Annotated in this window: 22 protein-coding genes; 16 read left to right on the forward strand and 6 right to left on the reverse strand. The window is 74.2% G+C overall.

Going from position 1 to position 22,254, the window contains the following annotated elements:
- Positions 1-44 precede the first annotated feature (44 nt).
- Positions 45-569, forward strand: a complete 525-nt coding sequence (locus ACFWB8_RS26040; protein ID WP_385231756.1) for a TerD family protein — start codon at positions 45-47, stop codon at positions 567-569.
- Positions 570-711: 142 nt separating this feature from the next.
- Here the strand turns inward: ACFWB8_RS26040 and ACFWB8_RS26045 are convergent, their stop codons facing one another.
- The gene (locus ACFWB8_RS26045; protein WP_385231759.1) at positions 712-1,383 is read right to left on the reverse strand and encodes a TetR/AcrR family transcriptional regulator; all 672 of its coding nucleotides are present in this window, start codon (positions 1,381-1,383) and stop codon (positions 712-714) included.
- 168 nt (positions 1,384-1,551) lie between these two features.
- Between ACFWB8_RS26045 and ACFWB8_RS26050 the strand changes: the two genes are divergently transcribed.
- From ACFWB8_RS26050 to ACFWB8_RS26080, 7 genes are all read left to right on the forward strand, one after another.
- Entirely contained in the window at positions 1,552-2,379 is an 828-nt protein-coding gene (locus tag ACFWB8_RS26050) for a phosphatase PAP2 family protein (protein ID WP_385231762.1), read from the forward strand.
- Complete coding sequence (locus ACFWB8_RS26055) at positions 2,376-3,263, forward strand: hypothetical protein (RefSeq protein WP_385231765.1); 888 nt, start codon at positions 2,376-2,378, stop codon at positions 3,261-3,263. The genes ACFWB8_RS26050 and ACFWB8_RS26055 overlap by 4 nt, the downstream gene beginning before the upstream one ends.
- An 83-nt stretch (positions 3,264-3,346) precedes the next feature.
- Complete coding sequence (locus tag ACFWB8_RS26060; RefSeq protein ID WP_385231768.1) at positions 3,347-3,613, forward strand: GlsB/YeaQ/YmgE family stress response membrane protein; 267 nt, start codon at positions 3,347-3,349, stop codon at positions 3,611-3,613.
- Positions 3,614-3,680: 67 nt separating this feature from the next.
- Positions 3,681-4,181: a ribonuclease E activity regulator RraA gene (rraA, locus tag ACFWB8_RS26065; protein ID WP_385231771.1), complete on the forward strand. Its 501-nt coding sequence runs from the start codon at positions 3,681-3,683 to the stop codon at positions 4,179-4,181.
- Between the two features lie 113 nt (positions 4,182-4,294).
- Positions 4,295-5,920: a peptide-N4-asparagine amidase gene (locus tag ACFWB8_RS26070; RefSeq protein WP_385231774.1), complete on the forward strand. Its 1,626-nt coding sequence runs from the start codon at positions 4,295-4,297 to the stop codon at positions 5,918-5,920.
- A gap of 27 nt (positions 5,921-5,947) precedes the next feature.
- Positions 5,948-7,609: a serine/threonine-protein kinase gene (locus ACFWB8_RS26075; protein WP_385231777.1), complete on the forward strand. Its 1,662-nt coding sequence runs from the start codon at positions 5,948-5,950 to the stop codon at positions 7,607-7,609.
- 18 nt (positions 7,610-7,627) lie between these two features.
- A complete protein-coding gene (locus ACFWB8_RS26080) occupies positions 7,628-8,542 on the forward strand; it encodes a squalene/phytoene synthase family protein (RefSeq protein WP_385231780.1) in 915 nt (304 codons plus the stop codon).
- 145 nt (positions 8,543-8,687) lie between these two features.
- Here the strand turns inward: ACFWB8_RS26080 and ACFWB8_RS26085 are convergent, their stop codons facing one another.
- Together ACFWB8_RS26085 and ACFWB8_RS26090 are read right to left on the reverse strand one after the other, a co-directional pair.
- A complete protein-coding gene (locus ACFWB8_RS26085; protein ID WP_385231783.1) occupies positions 8,688-9,374 on the reverse strand; it encodes a transglycosylase SLT domain-containing protein in 687 nt (228 codons plus the stop codon).
- A 450-nt stretch (positions 9,375-9,824) separates the two neighbouring features.
- Entirely contained in the window at positions 9,825-10,718 is an 894-nt protein-coding gene (locus tag ACFWB8_RS26090) for a dihydrodipicolinate synthase family protein (RefSeq protein ID WP_385231786.1), read from the reverse strand.
- Positions 10,719-10,789: 71 nt separating this feature from the next.
- Between ACFWB8_RS26090 and ACFWB8_RS26095 the strand changes: the two genes are divergently transcribed.
- The 3 genes from ACFWB8_RS26095 to ACFWB8_RS26105 all read left to right on the forward strand — a co-directional run bounded on the left by ACFWB8_RS26095 (position 10,790) and on the right by ACFWB8_RS26105 (position 14,381).
- Positions 10,790-11,776 (forward strand): LysR family transcriptional regulator, encoded by a 987-nt coding sequence (locus ACFWB8_RS26095; protein ID WP_385231789.1) that lies wholly within the window; start codon positions 10,790-10,792, stop codon positions 11,774-11,776.
- Positions 11,777-11,850: 74 nt separating this feature from the next.
- Positions 11,851-12,936, forward strand: a complete 1,086-nt coding sequence (locus ACFWB8_RS26100; protein ID WP_385231792.1) for an S-(hydroxymethyl)mycothiol dehydrogenase — start codon at positions 11,851-11,853, stop codon at positions 12,934-12,936.
- 128 nt (positions 12,937-13,064) lie between these two features.
- On the forward strand, positions 13,065-14,381 hold the full coding sequence (locus ACFWB8_RS26105; protein ID WP_385231795.1) for an alpha/beta fold hydrolase: 1,317 nt from the start codon (positions 13,065-13,067) through the stop codon (positions 14,379-14,381).
- 72 nt (positions 14,382-14,453) lie between these two features.
- Here ACFWB8_RS26105 and ACFWB8_RS26110 read toward each other — a convergent pair whose 3' ends face one another.
- Positions 14,454-15,146 (reverse strand): alpha/beta fold hydrolase, encoded by a 693-nt coding sequence (locus ACFWB8_RS26110; protein ID WP_385231798.1) that lies wholly within the window; start codon positions 15,144-15,146, stop codon positions 14,454-14,456.
- A gap of 62 nt (positions 15,147-15,208) precedes the next feature.
- Between ACFWB8_RS26110 and ACFWB8_RS26115 the strand changes: the two genes are divergently transcribed.
- Together ACFWB8_RS26115 and ACFWB8_RS26120 are read left to right on the forward strand one after the other, a co-directional pair.
- Positions 15,209-15,976 (forward strand): PIG-L deacetylase family protein, encoded by a 768-nt coding sequence (locus ACFWB8_RS26115; protein WP_385231801.1) that lies wholly within the window; start codon positions 15,209-15,211, stop codon positions 15,974-15,976.
- A gap of 23 nt (positions 15,977-15,999) precedes the next feature.
- The gene (locus tag ACFWB8_RS26120; protein ID WP_385231804.1) at positions 16,000-16,833 is read left to right on the forward strand and encodes an enoyl-CoA hydratase/isomerase family protein; all 834 of its coding nucleotides are present in this window, start codon (positions 16,000-16,002) and stop codon (positions 16,831-16,833) included.
- Here the strand turns inward: ACFWB8_RS26120 and ACFWB8_RS26125 are convergent.
- Positions 16,820-17,632: a hypothetical protein gene (locus ACFWB8_RS26125; protein ID WP_385231807.1), complete on the reverse strand. Its 813-nt coding sequence runs from the start codon at positions 17,630-17,632 to the stop codon at positions 16,820-16,822. The genes ACFWB8_RS26120 and ACFWB8_RS26125 overlap by 14 nt on opposite strands.
- 52 nt (positions 17,633-17,684) lie before the next feature.
- On the reverse strand, positions 17,685-18,632 hold the full coding sequence (locus tag ACFWB8_RS26130) for an SDR family oxidoreductase (RefSeq protein WP_385231810.1): 948 nt from the start codon (positions 18,630-18,632) through the stop codon (positions 17,685-17,687).
- A 168-nt stretch (positions 18,633-18,800) separates the two neighbouring features.
- Here ACFWB8_RS26130 and ACFWB8_RS26135 point away from each other — a divergent pair, with 168 nt between their 5' ends.
- Genes ACFWB8_RS26135 through ACFWB8_RS26145 form a run of 3 tightly spaced genes read left to right on the forward strand, consistent with a single transcriptional unit; the run spans position 18,801 to position 22,158 of the window.
- Positions 18,801-19,799 carry an NADPH:quinone oxidoreductase family protein gene (locus ACFWB8_RS26135; RefSeq protein ID WP_385231813.1) on the forward strand — a complete coding sequence of 333 codons (999 nt, stop codon included), beginning with the start codon at positions 18,801-18,803 and terminating at the stop codon, positions 19,797-19,799.
- Positions 19,796-20,995, forward strand: coding sequence for an acyl-CoA dehydrogenase family protein (locus ACFWB8_RS26140; protein ID WP_385231816.1), 1,200 nt, complete (start codon positions 19,796-19,798; stop codon positions 20,993-20,995). The genes ACFWB8_RS26135 and ACFWB8_RS26140 overlap by 4 nt, the downstream gene beginning before the upstream one ends.
- The gene (locus ACFWB8_RS26145) at positions 20,992-22,158 is read left to right on the forward strand and encodes an acyl-CoA dehydrogenase family protein (RefSeq protein WP_385231819.1); all 1,167 of its coding nucleotides are present in this window, start codon (positions 20,992-20,994) and stop codon (positions 22,156-22,158) included. Before ACFWB8_RS26140 ends, ACFWB8_RS26145 begins: the two co-directional genes overlap by 4 nt.
- Positions 22,159-22,254 lie beyond the last annotated feature (96 nt).

Genomic DNA, 22,254 nt, shown 5'->3' on the forward strand with positions numbered 1-22,254 from the left:
TGACAGCATGGCGGGGCAACGCAGGACTGTGGAGGGGGAGTTCGGTGAGCGGAGTACGCAAGGGCCTGGCCAAGGTGGAGATCGCGCTGCGGTGGGACCCCAGCCCGGCCGGAACGCCCGCGCACGACCTGGACATAGTCGCCGCGGTGTACGGGGCCGCGGACCCGTACGGCCGGCCGGTCCACCTGGTGCACTTCGGCAGCCGGTCCCCCGACGGCACCATCACCCTGAACCGGGACAGCCACACCGGACAGGGGTTCGGCTTCGACGAGGTGATGACCTTCGAACTGGACCGGATGGCAGCGGAGTTGCGCCGCGTGGTGGTGGGCGTCGTGATCCAGGCCGGGTCGACGACGTTCGCCGATGTCGCCGGCAAGGGGCTCAGGATCCGGGAGGGCTACACCGACCTCGCGGAGGGTGACTTCGCGGGCGTCCCGGACGCCACCGCGGCCACCGTCGCCGAATTCACGCGCGACGACTCCGGCGCCTGGTCGCTGGACGCCGCGGTACGGGGCTTCGAGGCCGATCCGGAGGAGTACGCCCGGGTCATGGGCGCCGCCCGGGGCTGACGTCCGCCGGGCCGCGCAGATCGGACGGCGGTCACTCCCTGAGGGTGACCGCCGCCCGGTCCGGGTGGCGCGCTGCCGCCGTCCCCACGAGGCAGCGCGGGCAGGTCGCCGTCCGGTCATCGAAGACGGCGGCCCGCCGGGTTCAGGAGGCCGAAGCGGCCGGGGGTGCGGCGCTCGCGGGTGCGGCGTCCGCAGGGGAGGCGTCCGCGGGGGAGGCGGAGCCCAGGCCCAGGGCCGGAAGCAGGGCCGCCTCGACGAACCGGACCAGGTAGTCGGCGTCGGCGTACCGCCCCTCCAGCACCGGCCGGATGCGCAGCACGCCCATCAGCTGGGCGGGCAGGAACTCCACGGCCGGGTGCTCCGCGGCGATCTCGCCGCGCGCCACCGCCCGCCCGACCATCGCGTCGAACGCCGCCAGCTCCGGCTCCACCAGCGCCTCGCGCAGCGCCGCCTGGAGCTCCTCGTCGCTGAGCACGGCGTGCCCCAGAGCCTGCGTGAGCAGGGTGTCGCGCCCCGAGGTGCCGGCCGCGATCCGGGCCGCCTCGCGCAGGTCCCCGGCCAGGGTGCCGGTGTCCACGGCGGCGAGCGTGCCCTGGCGGTTCGCGCGCAGGGCGGCCGCGACGAGCTGGGGCTTGGTCTTCCACTGCCGGTAGAGCGTGGACTTGCCGCAGCAGGCCCGGGCCGCGATGCCCTCCATGGTCAGGGCCTCGTAGCCCTGCTCGCGCAGCTGCTCCAGGACGGCGTCGTAGAACTGCCGCTCCCGCTCCGGGGTGATCTTCGAGCGGCGCGCGATGCTCGGCGTCGGCGACGTCATGTGGTGCGGCTCTCCTCGGGGGCGCCTCGGTGCCTTCATGGCTGGATCTCGTTCCAGTCGAAGTCTACGGGAACGCAAGCGTATCGGTACACCCTCGTATCGATACGCCAATGTATCGATACACTGGCGTGTCGATGTGTGCCCGTGTACAGGAAGAGAGACCGGGGGATGACCTCCCAGACCACGCCCGCCGAGGCAGGTGCCGGACCAAGAACCGATCAGCGCCGCCGCCTCATACGCGAGCTGCTGCTCGTCGCGGGCCTCTTCGCCGTCTACAAGGCGGGCCGGATGCTCTCGACCGGCCGCACCGACGAGGCCTTCCGCAACGCCACGCGCGTCTGGGACGCCGAGCGCGCCCTGCACCTGCCGGGTGAGGGAACGATCCAGCGGCTGCTCCTGCACGGCGACGCACTCGTGCAGAGCGCGAACACGTACTACGCGGCCGTGCACTTTCCGGCCACCGCGCTCTTCCTGGTCTGGCTCTACCTGAAGCGGCCCGCGCACTACCTGTGGACACGGCGGATCCTCGCCCTGCTGACCGGCGCCGCCCTCGCCCTGCACCTGTCCTTCCCGCTCGCGCCCCCGCGGATGCTCGGCGAGGCGCACCTGGTCGACACCGGCCAGGTCTACGGGCCCACCGTCTACGGGGCCGCGCCCGCCACCGACACCATGGCGAACCAGTTCGCCGCCATGCCCTCCCTGCACTTCGGGTGGGCGCTGATGCTGGCCCTCGGGATGATCGCGGCCACCCGGTCCCGCTGGCGCGTCCTGTGGCTCCTCCACCCCTTGCTGACCCTGCTGGTGATCGTCGGCACGGCCAACCACTACTGGCTCGACGCCGTCGTGGCGACCGTGCTGCTCGGTGCGGCCCTGCTGCTGATCCCGCGCCCGGCCGGCCGGTCCCTGGTGGCCGTACGGAGCCTGCCGCGGCAGCGGGAAGCCGCCGCCGGTGCCGGTGCCGCCGCCGGCGCGGAGACCGCGGGAGCCGCGCGGTGAACGCCACCCTCGTCGCCGTCGCACTCTGCCTCGCCGCGGCCGCCACCTACGCGGCGGCCGCCGTGGCCCAGGAGCGGCTCGCCCGCCGCGCCATCGCCCGCAGCGCCAAGTCCCTGCTCGGCAACAGCGCCTGGTGGTGGGCGGCCGGCCTGAACGCCGCCGCCGCACTCCTGCACGCGGCCGCCCTGCGCTACGGGCCGCTCACCCTGGTCCAGCCGCTCGGCGCCCTCACCCTCGTCGCGGCCGTCCCGCTGGGCGCGCACGGCGCCGGACGCCGGGTCGCCGCCACCGAGTGGCGGGGCACCCTGGCCACCGTCCTCGGGCTCGGCCTGCTCCTGCTCCCGGCCTCCGGACCGGCGCCCGACGACACCCTCACCCTGGCCGAGGCCCTCGCCGTATCGGGCGCGACGGCCGCGGTGATCACCCTGCTGACCGTACGCAGGGACACGCGCTCCGGGCTGCGCCACGCGACGGCGTCCGGGCTGGCCTCGGCGGCCGCCTCCGCCCTGACCCAGACCGTCGCCGTGGCGGCCGGCCGCGGCGGGGCCCTGCTCAGCCTCCGGGTCGTCGCCGTGGCCCTGCTCGTGGTGCTCTTCGCGGTCGGCGGCCTGCTGCTGTCCCAGCGCGCCTACCGCGGCGGCCTCGGAGCCCCGCTCGCGGTGGTCAACCTGGCCAATCCGCTGGCCGCGGCCGCGATCGGAATGGTCCTGCTCGGCGAACGCCTCCAGGGCGGCGCGCTCGGGCTGCTGCTGGCCGTGGCGGGCGCCCTCGCGGCGGCCCGCGGGGTCCTGCTGCTCACCCGTACCGCCCCGCCGGCCGTACCCGCGGCGGCGGCCGTACCCGCCGCCACGGCGGCGGCCGCGATGACCCATGCGGCGGCCTGACCGGCCACGGCGGAGAACCGTTCCGCCCGGGTGCGCGTCCTCGGGGGTGAGTACGCGCACACGAACGAAGCGGAGTGACAGGCATGGGTATCGTCAGCTGGATCATCCTGGGACTGCTGGCCGGGGCGATAGCCAAGTTCCTGCTGCCCGGCCGGGACCCCGGCGGCCTGATCGGGACCACCCTCATCGGCATCGCGGGCGCCTTCATCGGAGGCTGGCTCTCGGCGAAGTTCCTGGACCGCACGGTCCAGAACGACTTCTTCGACCTCACCACCTGGACCTCCGCCGTCACGGGCTCCCTGGTCCTGCTCGTCGGCTACCGGATCCTGTTCGGCAACTCCCGCGACTGAGCCCCGGGACCCGCGTCCCAGGGTGGGCCCGCACAACGCGGACGAACGGCGAGGAGCCCAGAACCAGATGAGCGTCACCCCGGTGTCCATCACCCCCGTCCCCACCGCCGACCTGTACGACGAGCACGGCGAGGCACTCGGCATCTGCGCCACGCAGCTGCGCCGCTTCGGCGGCCGCCGCATGTTCGCCGGACCGGTGCGGACCCTCTCGTGCCACGAGGACAACGCCCTGCTGCGCGAGCTCGTCCACACGCCGGGCGGCGGCGCGGTCCTGGTGGTGGACGGCGGCGGCTCCCTGCACACCGCGCTGGTCGGCGACGTGCTCGCCGGGGCGGCGGAGCGGAGCGGCTGGGCCGGTCTGATCATCAACGGCGCCGTGCGCGACAGCGCGGCGCTCGGCGCCCTGGACCTCGGCATCAAGGCCCTGGGCACCGTCCCCCGCAAGAGCGGCAAGACGGGAGCGGGCACGGTGGACGAACCCGTCACCATCGGCGGCCTCACCTTCCGCCCGGCCGACGTCCTGCACGCGGACGACGACGGCGTGGTCCTCCTCCCCACCACGACCTGACCCCCGCCCCCGCCCCCGCCGAGGCCCGGCCCCGCCGCGTACCGGCGAGATCCGGCCAGAGGTGGGCGGTGGCTCTGGCGGGGTGCGGGGCGGCCGCGTTTCACTGCGGGTCCATGAGACGACACAGGATCATGGGTCTGCTCGGCGCGCTCGCGCTGGCCACGGCCACCCTGGCCGCCGCGGGACCCGCGAGCGCGGCCGCCACCGCCGGCCCCACCCCGCCGGCGGAGTTCGGCACCGACTGGCACGACCCCCTCACCGCGGCCCCGCCCGTCGCCCGGCCCGCGACCCGGGCCTGCGAGGTGACCTTGGCGGAGGCGCAGTTCCGGGACTACACCCCGTACCGGGGGACCTACGCCCCGCCCACGGCCTGCGGCACCGGATCCTGGGCCAAGGTGGTGCTCCGCCTCGACGGCAAGGTCAAGGGCCGTCAGTACGACCGCCTCGGCCACCTCTCCGTCGGCGGCGTGGAGATCTTCCACACCTCCACCCCCGAGCCCTCGCCCGACGGCATCACCTGGTCCGTCGAGAAGGACGTCACCCACTACCGCGACACCCTCAGCCGTCCGCAGCCCGTCGAGATGCTCATCGGCAACGTCGTCAACGACACCTACACCGGCGTCATCGACGTCAAGGTCACCCTGACCTTCTACGCCGCCGACCGCCGCACCCCGGCCCCCGAGACGCCCGACCGCGTGCTGCCGCTCACCGGCCCGACCGTCACCACCCCGCGCAACACCGAACGGCTCCTCGCCGAGGTGTACGCCACCGGCTCCGGCGGCGGCTGCGAGGAGTACTGGTACATGACCACCCCCGACGCGGCCCCGTACTCCTGCAAGGCCGCCGACGGCCCCTACCGCGAGGTCCAGGTCTCCGTGGACGGGCAGCTCGCAGGCCTCGCCGCACCCTTCCCCACCGTCTGGACCGGCGGCTGGTCCAACCCGTTCCTCTGGTACGTCACCCCCGGCCCCCGCGCCTTCGACGTCCAGCCGGTCCGCTACGACCTCACCCCCTACGCGGCCGTCCTCAACGACGGCCTCCCGCACCGGGTCGAGGTCCACGTCGCCGGGGTCCCGGCCGGGCAGAGCGGCTGGAACACCCCCGCCAACCTGCTGCTCTGGCAGGACGGGGCCCGCGAGGTCGTCACGGGCGCGCTGACCCGGCACGAGGAGGGCGCACCCGAAGGCTCCTCCCGCTGGACGCCCGCCGCACCCGGCGCCGAGCACCGGCTGGACACCGAGGGCGGCCACCGCCTCACCGTCGCCGGGCACCTCGACACCTCCCACGGCCGCGTCACCACCACCGTGACGCGGGCCGTGCGCAACACCTCCGCCCACCGCTGGACGGAGGGCGAGAACAAGGACGCGCTCACCGCCACGTGGACCGACGAGGAGACGGTGACCCGCGGGGCGAACGCCACCCGCACGCAGCGCACGTACACGATGGACGGCGAGACCACCCTCGGCGCCGACGACCGGCTGCGCACCGTCCTCTCGCTCGGCGACCGCGCGGACACCGTGACCCTGCGCGGCGGCCGGCAGGTGGACTGGTCCCGCCTGGACGACCGGTACACGGGCGACGCCTCGTACACGGCCGACGTCCCGCGCGATCAGCGCCACGCCGTCGGCGCGACCACCGCCCGCTACCGGCTCCTGGGCTCGGACGCGCCCGGCGGCTGCTACGACCGTACGGTGGCCACCGCGCAGGGCACCGTGACGGTGGACCGCCGACGCTGCTGACACCGGCGGCCCCTACGATGACCGGCCATGGACAACAGTGAGGCCGGCAGACAGCTGATCGGCGGGCGCTTCGAACTGATCGCCCCCCTGGGCAGCGGCGGCATGGGAACGGTGTGGCGCGCCCGTGACATCGCATTGCACCGCGAGGTCGCACTCAAGGAGGTGCGCCCGCCGGACCCGGCGACCGCCGCCGCTCAGCCGGCTCTCGCCGACCAACTGCGCGAACGGGCCGTCCGCGAGGCCCGTGCGCTGGCCCGCCTCGCACACCCGCACGTGGTCACGATCCACCACATCGTGGAGCCGGCGGACGGCGCCGAAGGGCATCCGTGGATCGTGATGGAGCTGGTCAAGGGCGGCTCCCTGTACGACCGGCTGGCCTCGGGGCCGATGCCGGTGGCCGAGGTGCTGCGGCTCGGACTGGACGTGCTGTCGGCGCTGCGGGCCGCGCACGCCGAGGGGGTCCTGCACCGGGACGTGAAGCCGGCCAACGTGCTGCTGCGGCCCGACGGTTCGGCCGTGCTCACCGACTTCGGGATCGCGGCGCTGCACGGGTCGACCGCGCTCACCTCCACGGGGGTGCTGATCGGCTCGCCCGAGTACATCGCGCCGGAGCGGGTGCGCGGCGCGGAGGGGCTGGCGGCCTCCGACCTGTGGTCGCTGGGCATGCTGCTGTACGTGGCCGCGGAGGGGGTCCATCCGCTGCGCCGGGCCACGAGCCTGGCCACGGTGGTCGCCGTGCTGGACGAGCCGATCCCCGCGCCGGTCCGCTCCGGGCCGCTGGGGCCCGTACTGGAACGGCTGCTGGTACGGGATCCGGTTGCGCGTCCGGGCGGCGAGGAACTGGAAGCTCTGCTCCGGAATGCGAGCAGTGCTCTTGGTGGCGCCACCCCGGTGACGCCTCCCGTCGCGCTGGGCCAGTACGGGCCGCCGACACCGCCCCCGCCCCTGCCCCCGGCGCCGGGGTCCAACCCGTACGCGACCACCGTGCCCGTCGCGGCCCCGGCCGCCGCGCGCCGCCGGCCGGTCCTGATCGCCGGGCTGCTCGCGATGGCCCTGGCGGGCGGCGTGGCCGGCGCGGTGAAGTGGCTCCCGGACGGGGACACCCGCGGCGGCGACGCGAAGGGCGGCGCGAGCCCCGCCGCCTCGAGCGCCGGCCCGAACCCCTCCCCGAGCCGGACCCCGGGCCGGACCCCCGGCCTGACCCCGAAAGCGAGCACCCCGCCGTCAGGCGCCCCCGTCGATCCGCCCAAGGGCACGCTGATCACGCCCGCCAACATCCGCACCGCCATCGAGGCGTTCAAGCAGCAGACCGGCACCACCACCTTCGTGAACATGCGGATCTACGACGACTACGTGATCACTTCGATCCCCACCGCCCCCGGAGCCAGGACCGTCGACTCGTGGCAGTACCGCAACGGCGCCGCCAAGCGCAGCGGCCCGGCCGGCACGGTCAAGGACGGCGACCCGCTCATCGACATGGCCAAGGTCAACTGGGACGCCCTGCCCGCCCTCCTGGAACAGTCCGAGAAGGACCTGGGCGTCCCGAACCCGACCTCGCGCTACATCAACGTCGAGACCTGGCAGGACGGGACCCCGTCCATGCGCCCCTACCTCAGCGACCCGTACGGCCAGGGCGGTTATGTCCTCGCGGACACCGATGGCAAGGTCAAGAAGGTCTACCGGAACTGACGAGGGAGCTCGACCGCCATGCCCACCTGGCGCACCACGCTGACCGCGGCCGGGATTCGCGACCCCCGGCTGCGGGCGGACTACACGCACGCCGCGCGCCGGGTGCTGCGCCGCGAACCGGCCCCGTACCTGGCCCTGCGGCTGCTGGCCGCGCCGCCCCTGGTGCCCTGGCTCGCCGCCGGCCTCGCCTTCATGAACCGCGTCGACGACATCGCCGAGACCGGCACCCCGGAGCAACGGGCGAAGGGACTGGAGGAGTTGGCCGCCGAGGTGGACACCGCCCTGCGGGACGGGGGGAGCCCCGACCCGCTGCTGCGCGCCTACGCCCACGCCGTCGGCTCCCGCGCTCTGCCCGCCCACTGGGTCACGCGCTTCCTCGAGGGCGCGGCCACCGCCGAAGCCGGCTTCGGCGGATTCGCCACCGAGGAGGAGTTCCAGGAGTACCTCGACGCCTATGCCTGGCCCGGGGTGGTGGTCTTCACCGGCCTCCAGTACCAGGGCGGCCCCGACGCCGAACAGGCCGCGGGATGGCGGCGGTTCGTGGACGCCGCCCAGCGGGTCGACTTCCTGGCCGACCTCGCCGGGGACCTCGCGGAGGGCCGTCTGTGCATTGCGGGCTCGCGCCTGGCCGAGCACGCCGTGACCCGCGCCGATCTGGAACGGGCCCGCGACACCCCGGCCGTACGCGAGCTCCTCGCCGCCGAGTGCCGGCGCGCCCGCACCGCGTTGGCGGCCGCCGACGGCATCCTCGGCCTCGCCGAACCGGGGCTGCGGCCGGTGATCGCCACCATGACGGAGCTCATGGAGTATCAGCTGGCCGCCGTGGAGCGGGCCGGGGCCGGCGCCCTGCGCAAGGACATCGGCTACGGGGTCGCCGCGCCCCTGCGCACCTTGGTCCGCGCCCGGGTGCGAAGGCGGCGTGTCACCGCATGACGCGTGATCCGTGCCGCCGGGCGTTGGCGCTGTCCCTGCGCGTGCTGACCGATGAGGTCAAGGCCCGGTCGGACGTGTCGGATCGGGGTGCGGCGTACCGCAGGCACGGGGGGCCTGAGGCGCCGGCGCCCGACCACGCGCCGGATCAGTACGGGCCGTTGACGTTGTCGATCGAGCCGTAGCGGGCGGCCGCGTAATTGCAGGCGGCCGTGATGTTGGCGACCGGGTCGTAGGAGTCCTGGGACGTGCCGGCGACGTGATAGGCGCGGAAGGTCGGGTCGATCACCTGGAGCAGGCCCTTGGAGGGAATGCCTGCGGCGGCGTTGGAGTCCCAGTTGTTGATGGCCAGCGGATTGCCGGAGGACTCTCGCATCACGTTGCGGTGAATTCCGTCGTAGCTGCCGGGAATTCCGTGCTGCGCCATGACGTCGAGGGACTCGCGGATCCAGCCGTCGAGGTTGTTCGTGTAGGTCTTGGCGGGCTTCGCGACCGCCTGGACTGCCTGGACCGCCGTCGCGGTGGTCTTCGCCTCGGTGCCGAGCGTCAGCTTGAGGCCGGGGCGGATGACCGACGGGTCGGAGCCGACGGTGCCCCGGTTCGCCTCGTACAGCTGCTGCCAGCCGCCGCTGACGGCGTGCTCCGCCGCGATCTTGGAGAGGGAGTCGCCGCTGACTACCGAGTACGTCGTCGGCGCGGCCGCCACCTGCGCCGCACCGGCCGTGGTCGCGCTGATCAGCGGGAGGGCCAGGGCCGCGCCGCCCGTGCCTGCGAGGGCCAGCTTGCGGGTGAGCGGGTGGTGCTTCGGCCGACGGTGCTTTCCCTTTGCGGGCATGGCGGAATTCCTCACGTGCGGGGTACGGGAGAGCCCTGGTGGTGGCCGGATGAGACAGCTGACCACTGGGAACGAGGCGACCGTAAGTGAGCCCGCACGGCTGGAACAAGGCTTGAATTCGACCCGGAGATCCACATCCCGCTTTCAACTCGCCAAATGACCTTGAAAGGGCTTGCGGGGAATTGCCAACTTTCCCGCCGGGAAAAGGGAATCGGCCATTTCGGGGAAATGATGTTGAAGTGGCCGGAGTGACTCACATCACGGGCAGGGGCGGCGCGTCCCAATACGGGCAAGTCGCCTCTCCGCATGCCTGATTCGGGCGACTCGCGCGTTATCCGCGAATCGCCCATTCAGGACTCTTTCGGGACTCTTCCAGAGCTCTTTCCGTCGCCGTCGCCGTCGGGGGGGCCCGGGGGGGCCGGGCCCCCCGGCCCCCCGGACCCCGCGGTCCTAGAACTCCGTGAGCTGCTTCAGCGCCGCCGTCACCGCATCCGGGCTCGCCGGGAGCAGCGGGAGGCGCACGTCCGGGGTCGGGATACGGCCCTGGGCGTGCAGCACCCCCTTGACGACCACCGGATTGGGCTCGCTGAAGGCCGCCGCGGAGAGCGGGGCCAAGGCGTGGCCCAGGGAGCGCGCCCGCTCCGCCTCGCCCGCCCGCCAGGCCGCCGCGAGCTCCACGAACCGCGCCGTTTCGAGGTGCGCCGAGGCGAGGATCCCGCCCGCCGCACCGAGCGCGAGCAGGGGCGAGACCAGTGCGTCGTCGCCCGCCAGGACGGCGAAACCGTCCGGCAGTTCACCGAGCAGCGCCACCGTGTCCTCGTCGATGCCGCCGGCCGCGTACTTCACCCCGGCCACCCCGGCGAGCGACCCCAGGGCCCGCAGCGCGGCCGCGTCCAGCGGCTGCCCGGTCCGGTACGGGACGTGATAGACGATCAGCGGTACGGGGCTCACCTCGGCCAGACGCGCGAAGTGCGCCAGCGTCCCGGCCGCCCCCGCCCGGACGAAGGACGGCGCCGTCACCAGCGCGGCCCGCACCTCCGGCCACCGCGCCAGCCGGGCGAGCGAGGCCTCGGCGGCGCGGGTGCCGCTCGCCCCGGCCCCCACGGTCAGGGGCGCGCCGTGCTCCCGGCAGACTCGCGCGCAGACCTCGGTGACCAGGTCGCGCTCCGCTTCGTCGAGGGCGGCCGTCTCGGCGGTGGTGCCGAGCGCCACGATCCCGGCGGCGCCCGCGTCGAGCACCTCGTGCGCGAGGGCTTCCAGGGCGTCGGCGGCGATGTCCCCGCCGGCCGCGAAGGGGGTGATCAGGGGTACGTGGATCCCGTGCAGGGAGAGTTCCTGTCGCATGCCGTCGAGCCTGGCCTGCCCGGAGCGTCGAATCCAGTTCGCGTTTCTTACTCGAACCGTAAGCTGGGCCGATGCTCGACGTACGACGCCTGCGCCTGCTGCGCGAACTCGCCCGCCGCGGAACCATCGCCGCCGTGGCCGAGGCCCTCTCCTTCAGCCCTTCGGCGGTGTCCCAGCAGCTCGGCGTCCTCGAACGGGAAGCCGGGCTGCCGCTGCTGGAGCGCACCGGCCGCCGGGTCCGGCTCACCCCCGCCGGACAGAACCTGGTCGGGCACGCCGAAGCTGTGCTGGAGCGGCTGGAACAGGCCGACGCCGATCTTGCCGAGGCCCGTAGCGGCCTGGCCGGGGGGCTGCGGATCGGGGCCTTCCCCACGGCCACCCGGGCCATCGTCCCGGCCGCGCTGGTTGCCCTGGGCCGCCGCCATCCGGGGCTGGAGCCGATGGTCTCGGAGACCGACCCGGCGGCGGTCGCGCACGCGCTGCGGGCCGGGGACCTGGACGTGGCCCTGGTCCACGAGTACGACTTCGTGCCGACCCCGGACGAGCCGGGGCTGGCCACCGAGCCGCTGTACCGGGAGGCGATGTACCTGGCGGCGCCGGCGACCGACCCGGGGCGGACCGGCCCCGGCTCCGGCTCCGGCCCCGGCCCCGACTCCGGCCCGGGCACCGGCCCCGACTCCGGCGCCGACCAGGGCGCGGTTCTGCGTACGTACGCCGACGCGCCCTGGATCACCGCCACGCCCGGCACGCTCTGCCGGGCCATGACCGTGCGGGCCTGCCAGGCCGCCGGGTTCACCCCGCGGGTCCGCCACCAGGTCGACGAGTTCGCCACCGTGCTCGCGCTGGTCGCGGCCGGACAAGGGGTGGCGGTGGTACCCCAGCTCGGGGTCGCGGGACCCACGGATCCGGCCGTCGTCCTCACCCGCCTGCTCATGGAGCGCCGTACGAAGGTGGCGTTCCGCAGCGGAGCCGCCACCCACCCGGCCGTGGCGGCCTTCGGCGCGGCCCTGCGGGAGGCGCTTCCGCCGGAATTGGCCGGATCGCGCGCCGGGATGTGACACAACTCCCTTGTGCGGTGGTGTCCGTGTACGTTGCTCATGGGATCCGAACCAGATCGAGAGCGGGGTAGCACGTGACACATCGCGTACGAGGGGTCATCGCCCGGAGCAAGGGCGCGCCGGTGGAGACGACGACGATCCTCGTACCCGACCCGGGACCCGGCGAGGCGCTCGTGCGGGTCCAGGCCTGCGGGGTCTGCCACACCGACCTGCACTACCGGGAAGGTGGGATCAACGACGAGTTCCCCTTCCTGCTCGGCCACGAGGCCGCCGGAATCGTCGAATCGGTCGGCCCGGACGTCACCTCCGTCGCGCCCGGCGACTTCGTCGTCCTCAACTGGCGTGCGGTGTGCGGCACCTGCCGTGCCTGCAAGCGCGGTCGCCCCTGGTACTGCTTCTCCACGCACAACGCCACCCAGCCGATGACCCTGGAGGACGGCACCCCGCTCTCGCCCGCCCTCGGCATCGGGGCCTTCGCCGAGAAGACCCTGGTCGCGGCCGGGCAGTGCACCAAGGTCGACCCGGCCGCCGCGCCCGCCGCCGCCGGACTGCTCGGCTGCGGCGTGATGGCCGGCCTCGGCGCCGCCCTGAACACCGGCAACGTCGGCCGGGGCGACTCCGTCGCTGTCATCGGCTGCGGGGGAGTGGGCAACGCGGCCGTCGCCGGCGCCCGGCTGGCCGGGGCCTCGCGGATCATCGCCGTGGACCTCGACGACCGCAAGCTGGAGTGGGCGCGGGGCCTGGGCGCCACGCACACCGTCAACGGCCGCAGCGAGGACGTGGTCAAGGCCATCCAGGGTCTGACCGGCGGCAACGGCGCGGACGTGGTCGTCGAGGCCGTGGGCCGCCCCGAGACCTACCGGCAGGCCTTCTACGCGCGCGACCTGGCGGGCACCGTGGTCCTCGTCGGCGTCCCGACCCCGGACATGAAGCTCGAACTCCCGCTCATCGACGTCTTCGGACGCGGCGGCGCCCTCAAGTCCTCCTGGTACGGGGACTGCCTGCCCGAGCGGGACTTCCCCCTGCTCATCGACCTCTACCTGCAGGGCCGGCTCGACCTGGACGCCTTCGTGTCCGAGACGATCCCGCTGGACGGGGTCGAGGACGCCTTCGCGCGGATGGAGCGCGGCGAGGTGCTCCGGTCGGTCGTGGAGTTCTGACGGCCCGCCCGTAAGGCCCGAGCCGCAGGTAGACCCCGTACTAGACTCGGGTGAACCGCACCCGCGCCCCGACCGTGACCCGGTCGGGGCGCGGGTTTCCGCACCTCCTCGTACCCCAGGGGCAGTCCGTGACCACCGCGCACACCTACCGTCAGCCCGGCACCGTCCTGACCGACCACCACTTCACCGTCCCGCTCGACCACGACCGCCCCGACGGCGAGCGGATCGAGCTGTACGCGCGCGAGATCGTCGCCACCGGCAAGGACCCGGCCGCGCTGCCCTGGCTGCTGTACCTGGAGGGTGGCCCCGGCTTCGGCGCCCGGCGGTTCATCGGCCGCCAGGCCTGGCTGGAGCGGGCCCTCGCCGAGTACCGGGTGCTGCTCCTCGACCAGCGCGGAACCGGCCGCTCCACCCCGGTGAACCGGCAGACCCTGCCGCTGCGCGGCGCGCCCGCCGAACAGGCCGAGTACCTCGCCCACTTCCGGGCCGACGCCATCGTGCGCGACGCCGAGGCGATCCGCCCCGCCCTGACCGGCGGCGCGCCCTGGACCGTGCTCGGGCAGAGCTTCGGCGGCTTCTGCGCCACGCGCTACCTCGCCGCCGCCCCCGAGGGCCTCGCCGCCGTCCTGATCACCGGCGGTCTCCCCTCGCTGACGGCCACCGCCGAGGAGGTGTACGAGGCGGCCTACCCCCGCATGGAGCGCAAGAGCCTCGCGCACTACGCCCGTTACCCCATGGACGTGGAGCGGGCCCGGCATATCGCCGCCCACCTCGCCGCGCAGCCGGCCGAACTCCCCGGCGGGTACCGCCTCACCGTCGAGGGCTTCCAGTCCCTCGGCATCCTCCTCGGCACGGGCGACGGCAGCCACCAGCTGCACTACCTCCTGGAGGACGCCTTCGTCCCGACCCCGGCCGGACCCGCCCTCTCCGACGCCTTCCTGGAGGACGTCCGCGGGCTCCTCTCCTTCGCCGGGCACCCCCTGTACGCGCTGATCCACGAGTCGATCTACGCCCAGGACCCCGCCGCCCCGACGGGCTGGGCGGCCGACCGGGTGCGCGCCCGGCACCCGCGCTTCGACGCGGCCAAGACCCTGGCGGGCGACGAGCCGCTGCTCTTCACCGCGGAGAACGTCCACCCCTGGCACTTCGCCGCCGACCCGGCCCTGGCCCCGCTGCGCGAGACCGCCGAGCTGCTGGCCGCCCGTACCGGCTGGCCGGCCCTCTACGACCCGGCCGGGCTCGCCGCCAACGAGGTGCCGGTGGCCGCCGCCGTCTACCACGACGACCTCTACGTGGACACCGGGCACTCCCTGGAGACGGCGCGCGCGATCCGGGGCCTGCGGACCTGGGTCACCGACGAGTTCGAGCACGACGGCGTCCGGGCGGGCGGCCCGCGCGTACTCGACCGTCTGCTGGCCCTCGTACGGGACGACGTGGCCCGGTAGCCGGCGAGGGCTCCCGCCGCACGCACCCGGGCCCGGCCGCCCGATCACGTCCGGCCCGGGCCCGGGCCCGGTTCAGGCCTCGTCGAGGAGGATCCGCGCGAGTTCGGCGGGCCGGGAGAACATCGGCCAGTGGCCGGTGTCCATCTCGACGAGCCGCCAGTGCTCGCTCGTGAGCAGCTTGGCCACGTCCTCGCTCGGCTCGGAGCCGTCCAGCAGGCACTTGATGTACGTCGCCGGAAGATCGCCGAGCGGCCGAGCCAGCACGGCCGGCTCGGACAGCGTGGCGCCGGGGTGCGGCGTCGAGCCGTTCACGATGCGGGCTATCTGCTCATCGGTGAGGTCCTGGCCTTCGTATTCGTCGGCGGTCCGCGGAGCCCAGAAGCCGCCGTTCCCCGCGAGCTCGGCCTCCATGCTCGCCGGGCCCTCCCACCAACCGGAGACGAACGACTCGCCGTCCGTCGGAACATTGGCATCGACGAACACCACCCGTCCCAGCCGGTCGCCGATCCGCTCGGCGGCCTGCCCGACGGGAATGCCCGCGTAGCTGTGTCCGACCAGGACGACGTCGCGCAGATCCCGGCGCTCTATCTCCTCGACTATGTCCTGGACATGGGTCTGCTGCCCCGCCGTCACCCCCCGCTTCTCGGCGACTCCGGACAGCGTGACGGGGTGGGCGCCGTGACCGGCTCCGCGCAGGTGCGCCGCCACCTCCTCCCACGCCCACGAACCGAGCCAAACGCCTGGTACCAATACGAAATCCGTCATGGGGGCACCGTAGCCGCCGGGTCTGACAACGCCCCCGCCAGCACTCGCTTATTGTGCGGCGTATGAGCGAACAACAACGCGACCAGCTCGCGCCCTTGCAGCCCATGCCCACCGACTGGACGCGCGCCCTCGCCGTCGTCGCCCACCCCGACGACCTGGAGTACGGCTGCGCGGCCGCCGTCGCGGACTGGACGGACGGGGGCCGGGAGGTCGTCTACCTCCTCGCCACGCGCGGCGAGGCCGGCATCGACACCGTCGCTCCCGAAACCTGCGCCGCGCTGCGCGAGGCGGAGCAGCGCGCGAGCGCGGCCGTGGTCGGGGTCCGCGAGGTCGAGTTCCTCGACCACCGTGACGGGATCGTCGAGTACGGCCTGGGCCTGCGCCGGGACATCGCGGCCGCGATCCGCCGACACCGCCCGGAGCTGGTGATCACCCTCAACCACCGCGACACCTGGGGCGGGGTGGGCGGCGGCGGTTTCTGGAACACCCCCGACCACAAGGCCGTCGGCCGGGCCACCCTGGACGCGGCCAGTGACGCGGGCAACCGGTGGATCTTCCCCGAACTCATCGCCGAGCAGGGCCTGGAGCCCTGGAACGGGGTGCGCTGGGTGGCGGTGGCCGGCTCCAGCACCCCGACCCACGCGGTCGACGCCGGGCCCGGCCTGGAGCGTTCGGTCAAGTCCCTGCTGGAGCACAAGGCGTACATCGAGGTGCTCACCGACCAGGACCCCGAGGAGTACGTGCGCACCTTCCTGACGGGCAACGCCCAGCAGGCGGCGGCACGGTTCGGCGGCCGCCCCGCGGTGCCGTTCGAGGTCTTCCCGCGCTGATCGGCGCCCCCTAAGGTGACGGGGTGATCGACACCATCAGCACGGAGATCGCGGAGGGGGAGGAGCGGATCCGTCTGGACGTCGCGGACGGGATCGGGCTCCTCACCCTGTGCCGGCCGGACAAGCTCAACGGCTGGAGCTGGGAGTCCACGCGCCAACTGGGCCTGCTGGCAGACAGGATCCGCTTCGACACCGAGATACGGGTGGTCCTGCTGCGGGCCGAGGGCCGGGCGTTCTGCGCGGGCATCGACGTGACGGCCCCGGGCGGCGCGATCGCGGGGGAGACCCCGGCGGAGCGGACCCGCAACTACTACGAGGGCATCCGCTGGGTCCACGAGCGCTTCGCGGTCCTGGCCCGCCTCCCGCAGCCGGTGGTGGCCGCGGTCCAGGGGTACTGCCTGGGCTTCGGCTTCGAGCTGGCCCTGATGGCCGACATCCGGGTGGCGGCGGACGACGCCGTCTTCGCCCTGCCGGAAGCCGGCTTGGGCGTGGCCGTGGACGCGGGCGGAGACCTGCGCGTAGCCCGTGAGGCGGGCGCGGGCTGGGCCAAGTTCCTCGCGCTGACCGGACGCCGGATCGACGCGGCCACGGCGGAGCGGCTGAACCTGGTCCAACTGGTGGTCCCGCCAGAGGACTTGGCGCAGACTTCCCGGTCGGTGGCGGCGGAGATCGCGGCGAACGCCCCGCTCGCGGTCCAGGGCATCAAGCGCGCGATCGACGGCTACGCGGACGCCGCCCTGCCCGCCGCCCTCGACCGCGTCGCGATGACCGCGGCCCTCACCCTCACCTCGGACGACTGCCGGGAGGGCTACACCGCCAAGGCCGCGCGCCGGCCCCCGCGCTTCACCGGAGGCTGAGGACGGGGCGGACCGAGAACGAGTCGATGACGTCCTCCCCGTCCGGTCCGTGGACGAACTCGGCCATGGCGGGGTTGATGTTGGCGGTGGCCAGCGGCAGCCATTCCCGCAGCCTGCCGTAGCCGCCGCAGACGGCCTCGCCGCCGTCCCCGCCGTGCACGGCGCGCCCGCCGCTGCTCAGCTCGGCGGTGTAGACGTCGTACGCGATGCGCAGCCCCAAGGCGTTCCGCTCGAGCCGCGGCCCGGTGGCGCCGCCGTCCCCGCCGCCGTACGGAGCGGCGTCGAGGGGGTACGCGTCGCCCCACCGGAACAGCGTCGTGGCGCCGGCCCCGCAGGCGTGCTCCCACTCGTCGGGGTCGGGCATCCGCAGCCCGCGCGCCGCCAGGACCCCGGGCATGTCGGCCGGAGGCCCGGTCAGTTCCTCCGCCTCGACCGCCATGAGCACGGCGGCGAGCTCCACGGTCCGGGGCGGGCTGAGCTCATCGGCGAGATGGGCCTTGATGTCGGGCGACCAGGCGAAATCCTCTGCCAGGCACTCGGCGTAGTCCGCGACCTGCTCCGGCGTCGGCTGCCACGCCTCCAGGTCGAAACCGAGCCGCACCCGCCCGCCCGGTATCAGGGCGAACTCCCGCCCGTCCCGCTCGACGAGCGCGCGGTGCAGCGGGGCGCCGAGGTGCTCGACGGTCTCGACCAGGCGCACCCGGCCGCCCACGTCCGCCGCGGCCTCCCGGGCCAGCCGCCGGGCGGCCGCCAGGTCGAAGGAGCGCCACTGGGCGAGGGTCAGTTCCGCGAGGGTCATACGGGCCATGGTGCCCCGGGCCACTGACAACGCGGGGCGCGGGGTGGGTGCGCTACCCGGCAGGCGGCGGCAGCGTGAAGGGGCCGCGGCCCAACTGCTCCCGGACGGGGAGCACCTCGGGGTTCACCAGGGACCGGCGCTGCCAGTTCGCGCCGTCCACCACCAGGGTGTGTCCCGTGATGAACCGGGCGTACGGCGAGGCCAGGAAGGTGGCCGCCCAGCCCAGTTCGCGCGGGGCGCCGACCCGCAGGGCGGGCTGACGGTGGTCCTTGGCGTCGGGCGCGGCCCGTTCCAGGCCGCCGCGGATGTCCTCGGTCATGTCGGCGTGCGGGAACAGTCCGGGGACCAGGCCGTTGATCTGGATGCCGTACGGGCCCCACTCGACGGCGAGCGTCTCCACCAGGTTCTTCACACCGGCCTTCGCCGCCGCGCTGTGGGCGAAGCCCGGACCGCCGGTCCAGGCGTACGAGGCGCCGATGTTCACGATCGACCCGGCGCTGCCCGCGGCGAGGTGGCGCCGGCCGAACTCGCGGGTCATGAACCAGGTGCCCGTCAGGGTGATGTCGACGACCGCCCGCCAGGCGTTCGGGGACAGGTCCTCCGCCGGGCAGGGGAAGTTGGCGGCCGCGTTGTTGACCAGTACGTCCGGTAGTCCGAAAGCCGCACCGGCCGCGTCGAAGGCCGCCGCGACCCGCTCCGGATCCCGGATGTCGCAGACGGCCGCGGTCACCCGGCCCGCGCCCGGTACGGCGGCGAGCTCCTCCCGCGCCGATTTCAACTGCTCGGCCCGGCGCCCCGCGATCACCAGGTCGGCGCCGAGCCGCGCGAACTCGGTGGCGATGGCCTTGCCCAGCCCGGTGCCGCCGCCGGTCACGAGCACCACTCGGCCCGCGTACGTGCCCGGCGGCAGGGCGGCGGCGCCGAGCGGCGGCGGAGCGGGCAGGCCGGGCAGGCTGGGCAGTCGGGGCGTGCCGGACGGGCTGCTATCGGGGGAACGCATGGGCCCATCGATAGCGTGCCCGCCTCCAGATCACCATGCCCGTGTCCGCACGGGGCCCGATGTGCCCGGTTCCGGGCGGCCGGGTGCGGCGGCCGGGTTCCCAACGACACAAGCGACCGCTTAGTATGCCGCCGAGCGTGGTTCCTCGACGGCGGCTGGAGGCCCCGGATGCAGGCATGGCGAGTACATACCCCCGGCGAGCCCCGAGAGGCCATGCGCCTCGAGGAGGTTCCCGAACCGGTGCCCGGCGAGGGCGAGGTGAAGCTCAGGGTGCTCGCCGCCAACGTCAACTTCCCCGACGCCCTGCTCGTGCGCGGCCAGTACCAGATCCGCCCGCCCCTGCCCTTCACCCCCGGCGTGGAGATCTGCGGCGAAACCGAGGACGGCCGCCGCGTCATCGCCAACCCGAGCCTGCCGCACGGCGGCTTCGCCGAGTACGTCACCGCCCCCGCGCGCGCCCTGCTCCCCGCGCCCGACACCCTCGACGACGCCGAGGCGGCCGCCCTGCACATCGGCTACCAGACCGGCTGGTTCGGCCTGCACCGCCGGGCCCGGCTGCAAGCCGGCGAGACCCTGCTCGTGCACGCCGCCGCCGGCGGGGTCGGCAGCGCCGCCGTCCAGCTCGGCAAGGCCGCCGGCGCCACCGTCATCGGGGTCGTCGGAGGCAAGGCGAAGGCCCGTACCGCCGAGGAACTCGGCTGCGACCTCGTCATCGACCGCACGAGCGAGGACCTGGTCTCCCGCGTGAAGGAGTTCACCGCGGGACGCGGCGCCGACGTCGTCTACGACCCGGTCGGCGGCGACGCCTACACCGCCTCCGCCAAATGCGTGGCCTTCGAGGGCCGGATCGTCGTCGTCGGCTTCGCGAGCGGCACCATCCCCGCCCCCGCCCTCAACCACGCGCTGGTGAAGAACTACTCGGTCCTCGGTCTCCACTGGGGGCTGTACGCCACCAAGGAACCCGCCTCGATCGGCGCCTGCCACGCCGAGCTCACCCGCCTCGCCGCCGAGGGCGCCATCAAGCCGCTGGTCAGCGAGCGGGTCCCGCTCGCCGGGGCCGCCGACGCCGTCCAGCGCCTCGCCGACGGGACCACGACCGGCCGGCTGGTCGTCGTACCGGCCCTGGGCCGGACCTCCGACCCGGCCCCGGACGGCGGTGCCCGATGACCGTCACCGCCGAGGAACTGCGCGCCCGCGCAGCCGAACTGCTCGTCGCCCACCGGCCCCGTTCGGGAGCGGACGCGGCCCGCACCGACTTCCTGCGCGCCCGCTTCGACGCCGGCCTCGCCTGGGTCCACTACCCCGAGGGCCTCGGTGGCCTCGGCGCCCCCCGCTCGCTGCAGGCCGTCGTCGACGCCGAGCTGGAGGCGGCCGGCGCCCCCGACAACGACCCGCGCCGCATCGGCATCGGCCTCGGCATGGCCGCGCCCACGATCCTCGCGTACGGCACCGAGGAGCAGAAGCGACGCTTCCTGCGCCCCCTGTGGACCGGCGAAGAGGTCTGGTGCCAGCTCTTCAGCGAGCCGGGCGCCGGCTCCGACCTCGCCGCCCTCGCCACCCGCGCCGTGCGCGAGGAGGCGACCGGCGACTGGATCGTGGACGGGCAGAAGGTGTGGACATCCAGCGCCCACACCGCCCGCTGGGCCATCCTGATCGCCCGCACCGACCCCGCGCTCCCCAAGCACCAGGGCATCACGTACTTCCTCTGCGACATGCACGCCCCCGGCGTCGAGGTGCGGCCGCTGCGCCAGATCACCGGCGAGGCCGAGTTCAACGAGGTCTTCCTCACCGGCGTCCGCATCCCCGACTCCCAGCGCCTCGGCGCCGTCGGCCAGGGCTGGGCGGTCGCCCGCACCACCCTGATGAACGAGCGCGTCTCCATCGGCGGCATGCGGATCCCGCGCGAGGGCGGCATGATCGCACCCGTCGTCGACGCCTGGCGCGAGCGGCCCGAACTGCGCACCCACGCGCTGCACCAGCGCCTGCTGGAACTGTGGGTCGAGGCGGAGGTCGCCCGGCTCACCGGCGAGCGGCTGCGCCAGCAGCTCGTCGCCGGCCAGCCAGGCCCGGAGGGCTCGGGGATGAAGCTCACCTTCGCCTGCCTCAACCAGCAGATCAGCGCACTGGAAGTGGAGCTCCTCGGCGAGGAGGGCCTCCTGTACGGGGACTGGACCATGCGCCGCCCCGAACTGGTCGACTTCACCGGCCGCGACGCCGGATACCGCTACCTGCGCGCCAAGGGCAACAGCATCGAGGGCGGCACCAGCGAAATCCTCCTCAACATCGTCGCCGAACGCGTCCTCGGCCTGCCCCCCGAGCCGCGCGACGACAAGGACCTCGCATGGAAGGAGCTCGCCCGATGACAAAGCCGACAGGGCTGCCTGAGCCGACGGAGCCGACCGTGCCGAGCGTGCCGAGCGCCACCCTCGACCTGCTCTACTCCGAGACCGAGGAAGAGCTCAGGTCCGCGGTACGCTCCCTCCTCGCCGACCGCTGCGACCCCGCGGGCATCCTCGCCCGGGCCGAGACCGGCCGCCCGCACGACCCGGCCCTGTGGGGCACCCTCGCCGCCGGGATCGGCACCGCCGGACTCCTCGTACCGGAGAAGCTCGGCGGCCAGGGCGCGAGCCACCGGGAGGCGGCCGTGGTCCTGGAGGAGCTCGGCCGGGCCGTCGCGCCCGTCCCGTACCTGACGAGCGCCGTGCTGGCCACCGAGATCCTGCTCGGCTGCGACCCCGGAACGGACGAAGTGGGCGCGCTGCTGCGCGAGCTGGCCGCCGGGCGGCAGATCTGCGTACCGGCCGTGCCGCTGACACTGGCTCCCGGCGCGCCGCTGCCCGCGGCGGTACGGGACTCCGGTGGCGGGGTGCTGACCGGCGCCGTCACCTCCGTCGCCGACGCGGTGGCCGCCGATGTGCTGCTGGTCCTCGCCGACACCGGGCTGTACGCCGTGCCGGCCGCGTCCGCGGCGGTGGCCGCGCTGGTCCCGCTGGACCTGACCCGGCCGCTCGCCACCGTCACCCTCGACGCGTCGGCCGGCACCCGGCTCGCCGACCCGGCCACCGCCCGGGCGGCCATCGCCGGAGCACTGCTCTCCGGGGCCGGGCTGCTCGCGTCGGAGCAGCTCGGGCTGGCCGAGTGGTGCCTGACGGAGACCGTCGGATACGTCCGGGGCCGCCACCAGTTCAACCGGCCCGTCGGCTCCTTCCAGGCCCTCAAGCACCGACTCGCGCAGCTCTGGCTCGACGTCGCCTCGGCCCGCGCCGCGGCCCGGGCCGCCGCCGACGCGCTCGCCACCGGCGCTGCCGACGCGCCGCTGACGGTCGCGGTGGCCCAGGCCTACTGTTCGGGCGTCGCCGTCCGCGCCGCCGAGGAATGCGTCCAGCTGCACGGGGGCATCGGCATGACCTGGGAACACCCGGCCCACCTCTACCTCAAGCGCGCCAAGGCCGACTCGCTGGCGCTCGGGACGGCCGGCCACCACCGCGCACTCGTCGCCGATTTCGCGGAGCTGCCGACGCCCTAGTTGTATTGCCCCGGGAGGTTGTGGACGGGTGATCGAGGTCTCGGCTGAGGAGTCTTGAACGGGTGAGGGCCTTCCGGGTTCGGTGTGGATTGCGAC

It is taken from the genome of Streptomyces sp. NPDC060031 (genome assembly GCF_042736805.1).
Taxonomy (GTDB): Bacteria; Actinomycetota; Actinomycetes; order Streptomycetales; family Streptomycetaceae; genus Streptomyces.

What these genes read in the sequence shown, in the direction of transcription:
- ACFWB8_RS26045 (WP_385231759.1), bottom strand. Translation starts at nt 1,383, where the DNA reads ATGACGTCGCCGACGCCGAGCATCGCGCGCCGCTCGAAGATCACCCCG.
- ACFWB8_RS26050 (WP_385231762.1), top strand. Translation starts at nt 1,552, where the DNA reads ATGACCTCCCAGACCACGCCCGCCGAGGCAGGTGCCGGACCAAGAACC.
- ACFWB8_RS26060 (WP_385231768.1), top strand. Translation starts at nt 3,347, where the DNA reads ATGGGTATCGTCAGCTGGATCATCCTGGGACTGCTGGCCGGGGCGATA.
- rraA (WP_385231771.1), top strand. Translation starts at nt 3,681, where the DNA reads ATGAGCGTCACCCCGGTGTCCATCACCCCCGTCCCCACCGCCGACCTG.
- ACFWB8_RS26070 (WP_385231774.1), top strand. Translation starts at nt 4,295, where the DNA reads ATGAGACGACACAGGATCATGGGTCTGCTCGGCGCGCTCGCGCTGGCC.
- ACFWB8_RS26075 (WP_385231777.1), top strand. Translation starts at nt 5,948, where the DNA reads ATGGACAACAGTGAGGCCGGCAGACAGCTGATCGGCGGGCGCTTCGAA.
- ACFWB8_RS26080 (WP_385231780.1), top strand. Translation starts at nt 7,628, where the DNA reads ATGCCCACCTGGCGCACCACGCTGACCGCGGCCGGGATTCGCGACCCC.
- ACFWB8_RS26085 (WP_385231783.1), bottom strand. Translation starts at nt 9,374, where the DNA reads ATGCCCGCAAAGGGAAAGCACCGTCGGCCGAAGCACCACCCGCTCACC.
- ACFWB8_RS26090 (WP_385231786.1), bottom strand. Translation starts at nt 10,718, where the DNA reads ATGCGACAGGAACTCTCCCTGCACGGGATCCACGTACCCCTGATCACC.
- ACFWB8_RS26095 (WP_385231789.1), top strand. Translation starts at nt 10,790, where the DNA reads ATGCTCGACGTACGACGCCTGCGCCTGCTGCGCGAACTCGCCCGCCGC.
- ACFWB8_RS26110 (WP_385231798.1), bottom strand. Translation starts at nt 15,146, where the DNA reads ATGACGGATTTCGTATTGGTACCAGGCGTTTGGCTCGGTTCGTGGGCG.
- ACFWB8_RS26115 (WP_385231801.1), top strand. Translation starts at nt 15,209, where the DNA reads ATGAGCGAACAACAACGCGACCAGCTCGCGCCCTTGCAGCCCATGCCC.
- ACFWB8_RS26125 (WP_385231807.1), bottom strand. Translation starts at nt 17,632, where the DNA reads ATGACCCTCGCGGAACTGACCCTCGCCCAGTGGCGCTCCTTCGACCTG.
- ACFWB8_RS26130 (WP_385231810.1), bottom strand. Translation starts at nt 18,632, where the DNA reads ATGCGTTCCCCCGATAGCAGCCCGTCCGGCACGCCCCGACTGCCCAGC.
- ACFWB8_RS26135 (WP_385231813.1), top strand. Translation starts at nt 18,801, where the DNA reads ATGCAGGCATGGCGAGTACATACCCCCGGCGAGCCCCGAGAGGCCATG.
- ACFWB8_RS26140 (WP_385231816.1), top strand. Translation starts at nt 19,796, where the DNA reads ATGACCGTCACCGCCGAGGAACTGCGCGCCCGCGCAGCCGAACTGCTC.
- ACFWB8_RS26145 (WP_385231819.1), top strand. Translation starts at nt 20,992, where the DNA reads ATGACAAAGCCGACAGGGCTGCCTGAGCCGACGGAGCCGACCGTGCCG.